Raw genomic sequence first — 12,824 nt, 5'->3', positions numbered from 1 at the left:
TGTTGTTTTATATATATAATACTTTTTTCACAGCTTTAATAACCTCCTTACTGTCTGGTAACCATTCTGCTAACAAAACTGGTGAATAAGGTGCTGGTGTATCGGCAGTATTGATTTTTACAACTGGCGCATCTAAATAATCGAATGCTTCCGATTGTACAATATATGTAATTTCTGTTGAAACGTTTCCAAAAGGCCATGCTTCTTCTAAAATCACCAATCTATTGGTTTTCTTAACCGATTTTAAAATTGTTTCCTTATCTAAAGGGCGCACTGTACGTAAATCGATAATCTCACAAGAAATACCTTCTTTTTCTAATTCATCAGCTGCTTTATAGGCTTCCTTGATGATTTTTCCGAAAGAAACAATAGTAACATCCGTTCCTTCACGTTTAATATCAGCAACGCCTAAAGGCAATATATACTCACCTTCTGGCACTTCGCCTTTATCACCATACATTTGCTCGCTTTCCATGAAAATAACTGGATCATCATCACGAATTGCTGCCTTTAACAAGCCTTTTGCATCGTATGGATTTGATGGTACCACTACTTTTAAACCAGGTGTATTAGCAAACCAACTTTCAAAAGCTTGCGAATGTGTTGCTCCTAATTGTCCAGCAGATGCTGTTGGTCCACGAAAAACAATAGGACATTTAAATTGCCCACCAGACATTTGTCTGATTTTTGCTGCATTATTTATTATTTGGTCAATACCAACAAGAGAAAAGTTAAAGGTCATATACTCTACTATTGGTCTGTTTCCGGTCATAGTCGACCCTACCGCTATTCCTGCAAAACCTAGCTCTGCAATTGGTGTATCGATTACACGCTTTGGCCCAAATTCATCTAACATTCCTTTTGATGCCTTGTAGGCACCATTATACTCTGCTACCTCTTCACCCATCAAGTAAATGCTTTCATCTCTACGCATTTCTTCGCTCATAGCTTCGCAAATAGCCTCCCTAAATTGAATTGTCTTCATTAAATATTTTTTTTAATCGAGTTGCAAAAATAACAATAAATGACTTACCTTTTTAAAAGAATTATTTAAAATTTATTATGCACGCATAACAAATATTCGGAATAAAATAATTAACTTCGTAACCTCAATAAATCTATACTTATTTAATACATCATAATTATGAAAATATTAGTGTGCATTAGTCATGTTCCAGACACCACATCTAAAATTAATTTTACTGAAGGCGATACAAAATTTGACACCAATGGCGTGCAATTTGTAATAAACCCAAACGACGAGTTTGGTTTAACACGTGCCATGTGGTTTAAAGAAAAGCAAGGCGCCCATGTTACTGTTGTTAATGTAGGTGGCGCAGAAACAGAACCTACCTTACGCAAAGCCTTGGCTATTGGTGCCGATGGAGCTATACGTGTAAACACTGCTGCTACTGACGGATTTTCGGTGGCTAAGCAATTAGCAAATGTGGTAAAAAATGGTGGATACGATTTAGTCATTGCTGGTCGTGAATCTATTGATTATAATGGAGGTATGGTACCTGGCATGATTGCAGGATTGATTGACGCTAATTTTGTAAACAACTGCATTAGTTTAGAAATTGATGGAGACACAGCAAAAGCAATTAGAGAAATTGATGGTGGAAAAGAAACCTTATCAACGTCCCTACCATTAGTCATTGGTGGGCAAAAAGGTCTGGTTCAAGAAAGCGATTTACGCATCCCAAATATGCGAGGAATCATGATGGCACGTCAAAAACCTTTAACGATTTTAGAACCTGTTGACGCAAATAACGAAACAACTTCTGTAAAATTTGAAAAGCCAGCTCCAAAGGGTGCGGTAAAATTAGTGTCTCCAGATAATTTAGACGAATTAATAAACTTACTTCACAACGAAGCAAAAGTTATTTAAAGCCGATAGACAAACTTCAAATCCAAGACTGAGTAATTGGAATTTGGTGCTTGATAAATTATAAATTTAATATAAAATCATGAGATTCCCACTTTCGTGGGAATGAAAAAATAATAGATATATGTCAGTTTTAGTATATACAGAATCAGAACAAGGAAAATTTAAAAAAACAGCTTTTGAAGTGGCTTCTTACGCCAAAGCGGTTGCTGACCAATTAGGCACTACAGTCACAGCTATAACTATAAATGCCAATGACACATCGGAATTAGGAAATTATGGTGTTGATAAAGTTTTAAATGTATCAAATACACAATTAGATATGTTTAATGCAAAAGGCTATGCCGAAGCCATACAACAGGCGGCAGAACAAGAAGCTTCAAAAATTATTATTTTAAGTTCTAGTGCTAATAGCAAATATTTAGCACCACTTTTAGCTGTTAGGTTAAATGCAGGCTATGCTTCAAACGTTATTAATGCACCTTCAAGTACATCGCCTTTTACAGTAAAACGTACTGCTTTCACTAATAAAGCTTTTGAAATGACCACCATAAATACCGATGTAAAAATTGTTGGTGTTTCCAACAACTCTTTTGGGTTGGTTGAAAAAAGTGGTGACGCTTCTGCGGAAGATTTCTCGCCTGTAATTTCAGATTTAGGTGTTAAAGTAGAATCGATTGATAAAGCATCAAACAAAGTAAGTATTGCTGATGCCGAAATAGTTGTCTCTGGTGGTCGCGGTTTAAAAGGTCCAGAAAATTGGGGTATGGTTGAAGAATTAGCTTCTGTTTTAGGTGCTGCAACAGCATGCTCTAAACCGGTTTCAGACTTAGGCTGGAGACCTCATGGTGAGCACGTGGGGCAAACCGGAAAACCTGTGGCTGCCAATTTATATATTGCCATTGGAATTTCAGGTGCTATTCAACATTTAGCAGGCATTAACGCTTCAAAAGTAAAAGTTGTAATAAACTCCGATGCTGACGCTCCATTTTTCAAAGCAGCCGATTATGGCGTTGTTGGTGATGCTTTTACGGTAGTACCAGAGCTTATTGAAAAATTAAAAGCCTTTAAAGCGCAACAATAAATTATTTTTTTATAAATTGTATTGTTTAAAGAACTGCTTAGAGACTGCTTAAATTTTGTTTTTGGAATATTTTATAGGGTATTTTTTCGTTAGACGAAGGTATTTTGAGGTTCATAGCCATAGCTACGAACCGAAAAATAGCTGAAGTATGGCGGAAAAAGGCACATAAAAGAACCAAAGGATAAAACTTAAACAGTCTCTTAGATTAGCATTATATTTTTAAATCTGCTTTTGCAGTTGGTAAAGTCCTAATTTAAACAGTTCTTTGCGTTTTCATAAATTTATGAGTTTAGTAAGATTAAATATAAAAGGAATATCCTATAGCCAAACCCAAAACGGCGCTTACGCATTGATTTTAAACGAAGTAGATGGCGACCGAAAATTACCCATTGTTATTGGTGCTTTTGAGGCGCAATCCATTGCTATTGCCCTAGAAAAAGAAATTCGACCACCAAGACCATTAACTCACGATTTATTTAAAAATTTTGCCGATAGGTTCGACATAGTCGTTAAACAAGTGATTATTCACAAATTGGTTGATGGTGTTTTTTACTCCAGTTTAATTTGCGAACGCGATAAAATCGAAGAAATTATAGATGCCAGAACCAGCGATGCCATTGCTTTGGCACTACGCTTTGATGCGCCTATTTTCACTTATAAAAACATACTTGATAAAGCTGGTATTTATTTAAAGGTTAACCCGAAAAAAGAGAATGAAGAGGAAGATGCTCAAGACAGTGTTTTAATGGACGAGTTAATTGCCAATGAACTTGAACCCAATGCACCACGCGAAAATTTCAAAGGAAAAACACTCCAAGAATTACATATTTTATTAGACGAAGCCGTTGCTAATGAAGATTACGAAAGGGCAGCACATATTCGTGACGAAATTTCAAAACGAGAATAAAGCACAAAATTACTCCATATTTATATGAAAAAAATATTTTTGTCTATTGCGCTTATTTTATTAGTATTTACATCATCAATAGCTGCACAAGACAAAGATAAGACCACCTTCCAAGATACGGTTTTAAACACAAAAACAGCCGTACTCTCATCACAACATCACACTGTTGATTCCTTAAAAGTTAATACACCGGAAACCCAAACAGGAACGACCACTTTAAAGACAGCTATCATCATACCAAGTCAAGGTTTTTCAACAAGCAGTCTTTGGCGAGGCGCTTTAGGCATGGTTTCTTTAATTTTTATTGCCTTTTTATTTAGCAGTAACCGCAAAGCCATCAATTGGAAAATTGTTGGTATTGGGCTCACTTTTCAACTTCTAATAGCTATTGGTGTTTTAAAAGTTGAATTTATTAAATCTATTTTCGAATTTGTGGGAGGGCTTTTTGTAAGCGTATTAGATTTTACGCGAGCAGGCAGCAAATTTCTATTTGAAGGATTGGTAGTCGATATGGACACTTTCGGGTTTATTTTTGCTTTTCAAGTATTGCCTACTATCATATTTTTTTCAGCTTTAACCTCCGTTTTATTTTATTTAGGAATCATCCAAAAAGTAGTAAAAGCTATGGCTTGGTTACTTTCAAAAGCCTTAAAAGTTTCTGGTGCCGAAAGCTTAAGCGTTGCTGGAAACATTTTTTTAGGTCAAACCGAAGCACCGCTTTTAATTAAAGCCTATTTAGAAAAAATGAACAAATCTGAAATGCTTTTGGTTATGATTGGAGGTATGGCAACCGCTGCTGGAGCTGTATTGGCTGCATATATAGGCTTTTTAGGTGGAGACGACCCTTTACTAAGACTTTTTTACGCTAAACATCTTTTAGCGGCATCGGTTATGGCTGCACCTGGCGCTATTATTGTTTCTAAAATATTATATCCCCAAACTGAAGATATAAATACCGATGTAGCGGTTTCCCAGGAAAAAATTGGCTCTAACTTTTTAGATGCCATTGCTAATGGAACTACCGAAGGTTTAAAACTAGCTGTAAATGTTGGTGCTATGCTTTTGGTTTTTGTCGCATTTATAGCCATGTTCAATGGTATTCTAGGTTGGATAGGTGATATTTCTACCCTAAATGAATGGGTAGTAAATAATACGGGATATCAAAATCTTTCGATAGAACTTATTTTAGGTTATGCTTTTGCACCATTAATGTGGCTAATAGGTGTAGCCAAAGAAGATATGATGATGATGGGACAACTACTTGGCATAAAAATAGCTGCTAGCGAATTTATAGGTTACATTCAACTTCGAGACTTAAAAGACATGGCTAATGCTACCCATTTAAACTACGAAAAATCAGTAATCATGGCTACTTATATGCTATGTGGTTTTGCTAATTTTGCTTCTATAGGCATTCAAATTGGCGGTATTGGTTCCCTAGCACCAGGGCAACGTAAAACTTTATCGCAATTTGGCATGAAAGCATTGCTTGGTGGTACCATTGCCTCTTTAGTTTCGGCTACTATTGCAGGCATGATTATTGGGTAATACATTCCTGCGAAGGCAGGAATCTTTTCAATATTAGTTAATAACTTTGTAATATATTTTAAGATATTGGGAATAAGTTTCTGTTCCTTTTTCTATTTTTAACCTCATAAAATTTAAGTTTAATTTAAAGAGTTTCTTCCCTTTGGGAAGACGGAAGATGGGATGAAGCAATATCACGACTTAGTAAAACACGTTTTAGAGAATGGTAATGAAAAAGGAGACCGCACAGGCACTGGTACTAAAAGTGTTTTCGGATACCAAATGCGATTCGATTTAAGTGAAGGGTTTCCCATGGTTACTACAAAAAAACTGCATCTAAAATCGATCGTTTATGAACTACTTTGGTTTTTAAAAGGTGACACGAATATTAAATATTTAACCGAAAACGGTGTGCGTATTTGGAATGAATGGGCTGACGAACATGGTAATTTAGGGCCCGTTTACGGTCACCAATGGCGCAACTGGAATAGTGATGAAATTGACCAGATTAAAGAGGTTATAGACACTTTAAAGAAAAACCCAAACAGCAGACGCATGTTGGTTTCGGCTTGGAATCCATCGGTATTGCCAGATACGTCTAAATCGTTTAGTGAAAATGTAGCTAATGGTAAAGCAGCATTACCACCATGCCATGCATTTTTTCAGTTTTATGTAAGTCCTCCAGCTCCCGAGGCAGGTGCAAATGCTAAACCAAAATTATCTTTGCAACTCTATCAACGCAGTGCCGATATTTTTCTTGGAGTGCCATTTAATATTGCATCGTATGCTTTATTTACCATGATGGTGGCACAGGTTTGCGGCTATGAAGCAGGAGAATTTATTCACACTTTTGGAGATGCTCATATTTATAGTAATCATTATCAGCAGTTAGAATTGCAACTCTCTAGAGATATAAGACCACTTCCTAAAATGATTTTAAACCCTGCAGTAAAAGATATTTTCGAGTTTACTTTTGAAGATTTTACTTTGGTTGATTATAACCCACATCCGCATATAAAAGGCATTGTTGCTATTTAAAAAGAGGCTGTCTAAAAAGTCTAGTTCTATGTCATATTGAGCACTTCGACAAGCTCAGCACAGGCTTTGTCGAAATATTTTAACTTACTGGTAACCAATATCGGTTTCGACAAGCTACCATTGACGTATTTGCTAAACCGCTGTTTTATAGCTAATTGACAAACCAAGTTCTCTTGCCATTTTCATAATGTTCTTTTGTTTATTAAACAAGATCTTCTCCTCATAATCTTTGATTCCCTTCTCTACATATGACAGTCCTTTAACAAATAGCTTCCAATAGAGCTCTGCCAGTTTTCTTGCCATTGCCTTTATTGCCGGTGATGCCCCTTTCTTTGCCCTTATCTTTCTGCCAAAAGCACCCAATGCAATTTTCTTGCTGTTGAGCAGGCTCGTGGCCGCTTGCTTAAATATCAGGCCGGCCTTTGGTTGTCCTTTAGCCTTATAGTTTTTTTTCATCTTGCCCGAATGGTGCTGTTTTGGCGCCAGTCCCAACCAGGAAGTAAAATGCTTTTCTGTTTTCCATTTATGTAAATCAGTCCCTATTTCCGATAGGAGCTGCATCCAATTATAATCTGTTATACCGGGTAGGACCGTAGCATCTTTGCCTTCAAATATTTGCAATAGATAACGGTCCATTCCTTCTATATTTGGTTTGTGGTGCCTCACGTTTTTTCGTGGAGTTGCCTTATTTGATACTTTAGGCCGGTTTGCCCCCATCTTTTTAAGGACTTCTTCCATTTTCAGATCACAACCGGCAATTTGTTGTTGATAAAAATCATAGCACACCACTGCTTGGCCCAAAGCAAATAGCCCTGCTTCATTGTAGTGCCCTTTCAAGGATTTAAGGATCAGTTCCTTTTTTGTTTTCAACACACTCCCATGGCATAGCTTTACCAAAACCCCGGGATCCCTTTCGCCCTTTAAGATCGCCCTGATTATTTTCAATCCACTTACCCCGTGAACTTGGTCCAGAACTTCTTTTAGCCGAACGTTCATCAGGGTCAGTGCTTTTTGCATATGGTTAATATGCATAGCAGCACTACGGATGTGATCTTCGCGCAGGCGTTGATAGCTCCTTAGTTCATGTACCAGTTCATCTGCAACAAAACAACGGTTCAACAAACCATAGCTGTGCAATTGCTGTATCCATTGACAGTCCTTTACATCGGTCTTTCTGCCTGGAACTTGTTTTGTGCTCCTGCCATCCACCAACCATACATCGATGCCTCTTGCCTTCAATATATCATAGAGGATGACCCAATACACTCCCGTGGCTTCCATGGCCACTGAGGTTACATTGTTTTCCTCTAAGTAAGATACCGCCTGTTCCAGATCTGATGTGAAGGTATCAAAACTGCGAACCTCCTTATCTTCAAGACCTATGAAGATTTTTTTGGCTCCGATATCGATCCCTCCTGCGTTTTTCCTGATTTTTTTCATCCTACATTATTTTTTAAAATCACACCCAGAAAATTTTTATGCTTGCTAGACTACCATTCGGGCATTATTATAAATAAGCACCATAATCGCTACCCCTATTTTCTGAAAACCATACTCAACCACAGGTATATAAACACTACGCTGTGCCTCGGAAATATTGTGACTTTTTGTTAAACTTGCACAAAATACGTCATCGCATTCGCTAGTTAAAAACTTTAACAAAAGTCTCAACCTGACAAATTAAATTTAAAGGACTTTTTAGACAGCCTCTTTCGTTTAATTTAAGGATTTAACTAAACATTTATTACGCTGTTATCGGCAGAAGCAAAATCGTTCCACACGTAACCATCGGCAGCATCATCGTTAGCGTACACTGTTTCGTCTATTAAATATTTAAACTCATAAGAATTATCTTTATCTAAATCTAAAGTAGTTTTAAAAATTCCGTTTTTTAGTTTTTTTAACGGGGTTGCTTCAGCATCCCACTCATTAAAACTTCCTACAACCGACACCTTTTCAGCATCTTCTGCCAGTATTGAAAAAGTTACTTTACAAACTGGTTTACTTTTTAAATATTGTTTTGTAATGGCCATAATTAATATTTTTTTGTGTTGTTTATACTGCAAATTTATAAAACAATTACTGAGGCACGGGCTTTTAAGACACTAAACAACAAAGAATTATCAATTTAATAATATCAATTCATAAAAAATTAAACTTAACAATATTTAAAGCACATTAATTATATTATTATCAATACAAAATCTTTGTTTATTGTTGATTTTCAGATACTTTTAACCAAAAATGTTTTATATAATTCAGTCCTATTAAGATTCTGAATATATCATTTAAGAATCATGAAAAAGCATTAACTTTACAAATATTTTCAAGTATTATGTTCGGTAAAAAGAAAGACATCCCACAAATAGATAAAGACCAGTTAGAACTTATTCAAAATGCGCAAAAACGCATCAAACAAAAAAAACGGTTATACATCCATTTTGTTGTGTTTTTAATAGGTGCCGTATTTTTAATAATCGCGAATACCCTCTTAGGTATTGGTGAGGATTTTAAGTTATTTGACCTAAATTGGTTTGTGTATGCCATTCTTATTTGGCTATTTTTATTTGTTTACCACTTATTCAGTGTCTTTGTCACCCATAAATTTATGGGTAAGGCTTGGGAACAACAACAACTTAATAAGTTAGTTGCCAAACAACAGGATCGTATTGAAAAACTTAAACAAGAACTCCCTAAAGACATATCTTCAGAAAAAAAAGAAATTCCTCATGTTCCAAAACAAGAACTGACAATCATTGTGGCAGCAGCCGAAAACGATGCCATTGGCAAGCATAATAAATTAATTTGGCACATAAGTGATGATTTAAAACGGTTTAAGAACCTAACCAGTGGGCATCATATTATTATGGGACGCAAAACATTTGAAAGCTTCCCAAAGCCATTACCAAATAGAACGCATGTTGTAATAACCAGAAATCCAAATTACAAAGTCCCTGAAGGTGTTGTAGTAGTCCATACGTTGGAAGACGCTATTAAAGTCTGCGCAAACGACCCGCAACCATATGTAATTGGTGGTGGTGAAATTTACAAGCAAGCTATTTTGATCGCGGATAAAATTGAACTAACTCGCGTTCATGAATCATTTCCTGCCGACACCTTTTTCCCAAAAATAGATCCTTCAATTTGGAAAGAAACAAATTCAGTTTTCCATAAAAAAGACGACAAAAATGAATTCGATTTTACGTTTCTAACGTATGTAAGAGCGTAACTGTTAATGAACTCCTTTCAAAACCAACTATTTGACAAACAATAACTAAACGTGATTTCGATGTAAATCTTAACGAAGTTAGATGTTAAAAGTACAATATTAGAAGTACAAAGTTAAAAGTTCAGAGTTTGATGTACCGAAGTTTGTGATACACGATTCAACGATTACACGGTTAAACAGTTAAAATTACAGGGTATGTTTACCAACCTGAACTAAGGTTCTGCAATGATATCGCTTTTTTAAACTATTTAAACACCTGGATATCAGATTGCACTAAATCAAAACCACGTTTAAGGATTAAAAATCACATCTTCTATTTTTAAACAATCAACTGCTATTTAGCAATTATTTCACATATATAAAAGACTACAAAAATAGCGCATTATCCTCTATGTATATGTATTTCAACGATTTTATGTTAAAATAATTTTTTAGATTAAAAAAAAACATATTTTCGTGTAATCGATTACAATAAAATTAATTGTTAAGTATTATTGTGATTTTTAAACCAAACTAAATAATACTTAAACTAAAATCATGAAAAAACTACTACTCCATATTACTTTATTGCTGGCTTCAGTTCAAACATGGTCGCAAACCGTAACCATTGATGAATCTGGAGGTTGGCTAGAAACTGCCTATGTCAAATGGCAGCCACTTGTTGAAGCCGAAAGCTATAATGTTTACTATACTGGAAATGGTGTTGTAAACCAAAAAATTGACAATACACTTATTCGTAGTTACGGATCTTATTTCCGTGCGGATGTATTGGGGCTTTCTGCAGGGACATACACCATTGATGTTAAACCAGTTATTTCTGGAGTTGAAGGTACTGCAACAAGCACTGGTAATATGACCGTTTTAGCACACGACCGTACCAGTTTTGCTTTTGCTAATGGGAGAATTCCAGGAGCCTACAAATTAGATGGCACACCTAAAACAGACGCTGTCATTCTTTACATTACCGAAGAAACTAAAAATACAGTATCTATGGTGGTGACGGGAGCTACTACAAACCCATGTATAGGTTTACAAACCATTTTAGATGGTTTTAAAAAAGGAAGTGATACACGCCCTTTAATCGTACGTATGGTTGGACAAATTACTGACCCAAGCTACTTACTTGGAGGTGATGTTGTTATAGAAAACAATAATAATGCATCTAGTTATATTACTTTAGAAGGTGTTGGTGAAGATGCTGTAGCCGATGGTTGGGGTATTCGCGTTAAAAATGCAACCAATATTGAAATACGCAATATTGGCACCATAAACTGTAACAGTAGTGAAGGCGATAATATTGGCTTGCAACAAAATAATGATTATATCTGGGTGCACAATGTTGATTTCTTTTATGGCGATGCCGGTGGTGATGCCGACCAAGCTAAAGGTGATGGCGCATTAGATTGTAAAAAATCCAAATATGTTACTTTTTCATATAACCACTTCTGGGATTCAGGAAAAAGTAATCTTTTAGGCTTAAGTGAAGGTGTCGATACCGAGCTATATATTACCTATCATCATAACTGGTACGATCATTCCGATTCTCGCCACCCGCGTGTACGTTACTATTCTGCTCATATTTATAACAACTATTTTGATGGTAATTCCAAGTACGGATCTGGTTCTACGTTGGGATCTTCATTATTTGTTGAAGGAAACTATTTTCGAAATAGCAAAAACCCAATGATGACCTCCATGCAAGGTACTGATGTGTGGAATAATTCAACCCAGCAAAACGACCCAAATAATCAGGGTACTTTCTCTGGTGAAGATGGTGGTACCATCAAAGCATTCAACAACACTTTCGATGCTGATAATGGTACTAACTCCATGCGCTTTGTTGCATATGGAGACCCTAATCCTGCATATAATATCGATGGAAAAATTAGTTCTACAATCGATTTTGATGCTTATGTGGTAACGAATCGTGGCGACCAAGTACCAAGCACTGTAAAATCATACGCAGGAGCCAACATCCATAATAACTTTGACACGGATGCTACAAAATCTGCTACGGATTATATAAGAAGCTTAGTTCCTGATACGCCTGAAGTAGCCAAAGCTAAAGTCATCCAATACTCAGGACGTATGCATGGTGGTGATTTCAAATGGACTTTTGTTCCTTCAGATGACACATCGTCCGCTGTAAACGCACCATTAAAATCGGCGCTTGTTAATTACGAAACTTCTTTAGTTTATATACAAGGAGAATCAGTTCCAAGTACCCATACACTTACCGTAACAACAAGTAATGCGAGTCAAGATGTTATTGAAGGTGATGCCATGGAAACAATCGTTTTCACTTGGGGTGGCGATGCCACTGATGCTACCGTAAATGGATTGCCTGCATCTGGAATTAGTTTTGTAAAAGATGCTGGAAACAAAACAATCACTATTACAGGCACACCAACAGATACTGTTTCTTATTCAATTACTACTGCAGGTGCTACAAGTACTCCAATATCAGAATCTGGAACCATTACGGTAGTAATTCCTGGCAGCACTACTGGAGAGGAAATCCATAATTTTACAGTATCGGAAAAAGTGAGTTCTTTTTATACTATTACAGGTAATATGAATTCTACTAACGGTTCTGTTTCATATGACGGCTTGACTTTAACAAGACGTTTAAAAATTGAATCAGCAACATCTATTACCTATACAACCACAGCGGTGTCAAGTTTAACATTGGTTTTTGATTCCTCTTTTACAGGAAACATCAGACTTGATAATATTGATTATGCAGCATCAGCAGGTATCGTTACTATAACAAATATTCCTGCAGGCGCACATTCTATTACTAAAAACAATACGGCTAACCTATTTTATATAAAAACAGTGTATAATACACTAAGTTTAGAAAAAGTAGAGGCTCTTAACTTAAAACTGTACCCAAACCCTGTAACAAGTACTTTTCAAATAGCGACGCAAGCTAAAATAGAAAAGGTAAAAGTTTACAGTATGGTTGGTGCTTTGGTTAAAAGTATTGAAGGCAATTACAAAACCATTGATATAAACAACTTAAATAGCGGAAGTTATTTACTAAACGTACATACCGATGCGGGTGTACACAAACAAATAATTATCAAAAAATAATTATTCAGATTAATAGCAAAGCAAAAGGCTTCCTAATATGGAAGCCTTTTGTGAT

The 12,824-nt window shown here is 36.0% G+C and carries 10 protein-coding genes; 7 read left to right on the top strand and 3 right to left on the bottom strand.

The genetic code is table 11. The features are described from left to right. Positions 1 to 7: 7 nt before the first annotated feature. Entirely contained in the window at positions 8 to 985 is a 978-nt protein-coding gene (locus CJ739_RS10275; RefSeq protein WP_117174983.1) for a pyruvate dehydrogenase complex E1 component subunit beta, read from the bottom strand. 159 nt (positions 986 to 1,144) lie between these two features. Here CJ739_RS10275 and CJ739_RS10270 point away from each other — a divergent pair, with 159 nt between their 5' ends. The 5 genes from CJ739_RS10270 to CJ739_RS10250 all read left to right on the top strand — a co-directional run bounded on the left by CJ739_RS10270 (position 1,145) and on the right by CJ739_RS10250 (position 6,444). Further along, positions 1,145 to 1,891 (top strand): electron transfer flavoprotein subunit beta/FixA family protein, encoded by a 747-nt coding sequence (locus CJ739_RS10270; RefSeq protein WP_117174981.1) that lies wholly within the window; start codon positions 1,145 to 1,147, stop codon positions 1,889 to 1,891. Positions 1,892 to 2,012: 121 nt separating this feature from the next. Beyond that, positions 2,013 to 2,972 carry an electron transfer flavoprotein subunit alpha/FixB family protein gene (locus CJ739_RS10265; protein WP_117174979.1) on the top strand — a complete coding sequence of 320 codons (960 nt, stop codon included), beginning with the start codon at positions 2,013 to 2,015 and terminating at the stop codon, positions 2,970 to 2,972. 283 nt (positions 2,973 to 3,255) lie between these two features. Continuing rightward, a complete protein-coding gene (locus CJ739_RS10260) occupies positions 3,256 to 3,879 on the top strand; it encodes a bifunctional nuclease family protein (RefSeq protein WP_117174977.1) in 624 nt (207 codons plus the stop codon). A 24-nt stretch (positions 3,880 to 3,903) separates the two neighbouring features. Continuing rightward, complete coding sequence (locus CJ739_RS10255) at positions 3,904 to 5,427, top strand: NupC/NupG family nucleoside CNT transporter (RefSeq protein ID WP_236951647.1); 1,524 nt, start codon at positions 3,904 to 3,906, stop codon at positions 5,425 to 5,427. A gap of 162 nt (positions 5,428 to 5,589) precedes the next feature. Then, on the top strand, positions 5,590 to 6,444 hold the full coding sequence (locus CJ739_RS10250; protein ID WP_117174975.1) for a thymidylate synthase: 855 nt from the start codon (positions 5,590 to 5,592) through the stop codon (positions 6,442 to 6,444). 132 nt (positions 6,445 to 6,576) lie between these two features. Here CJ739_RS10250 and CJ739_RS10245 read toward each other — a convergent pair whose 3' ends face one another. Further along, the gene (locus CJ739_RS10245; RefSeq protein ID WP_117172209.1) at positions 6,577 to 7,884 is read right to left on the bottom strand and encodes an IS110 family RNA-guided transposase; all 1,308 of its coding nucleotides are present in this window, start codon (positions 7,882 to 7,884) and stop codon (positions 6,577 to 6,579) included. Between the two features lie 293 nt (positions 7,885 to 8,177). After that, entirely contained in the window at positions 8,178 to 8,477 is a 300-nt protein-coding gene (locus CJ739_RS10240) for an isoamylase early set domain-containing protein (RefSeq protein WP_117174973.1), read from the bottom strand. 302 nt (positions 8,478 to 8,779) lie between these two features. Between CJ739_RS10240 and CJ739_RS10235 the strand changes: the two genes are divergently transcribed. Both CJ739_RS10235 and CJ739_RS10230 read left to right on the top strand, forming a co-directional pair. Continuing rightward, the gene (locus CJ739_RS10235) at positions 8,780 to 9,673 is read left to right on the top strand and encodes a dihydrofolate reductase (protein WP_117174971.1); all 894 of its coding nucleotides are present in this window, start codon (positions 8,780 to 8,782) and stop codon (positions 9,671 to 9,673) included. Between the two features lie 537 nt (positions 9,674 to 10,210). Next, positions 10,211 to 12,769, top strand: a complete 2,559-nt coding sequence (locus tag CJ739_RS10230; RefSeq protein ID WP_117174969.1) for a pectate lyase family protein — start codon at positions 10,211 to 10,213, stop codon at positions 12,767 to 12,769. The last annotated feature ends 55 nt before the right edge of the window (positions 12,770 to 12,824 follow it).

Origin of the sequence: Mariniflexile sp. TRM1-10, from assembly GCF_003425985.1 — a bacterium.
Taxonomy (GTDB): Bacteria; Bacteroidota; Bacteroidia; order Flavobacteriales; family Flavobacteriaceae; genus Mariniflexile.
This window is presented reverse-complemented; position numbering and strand designations above follow the sequence as displayed.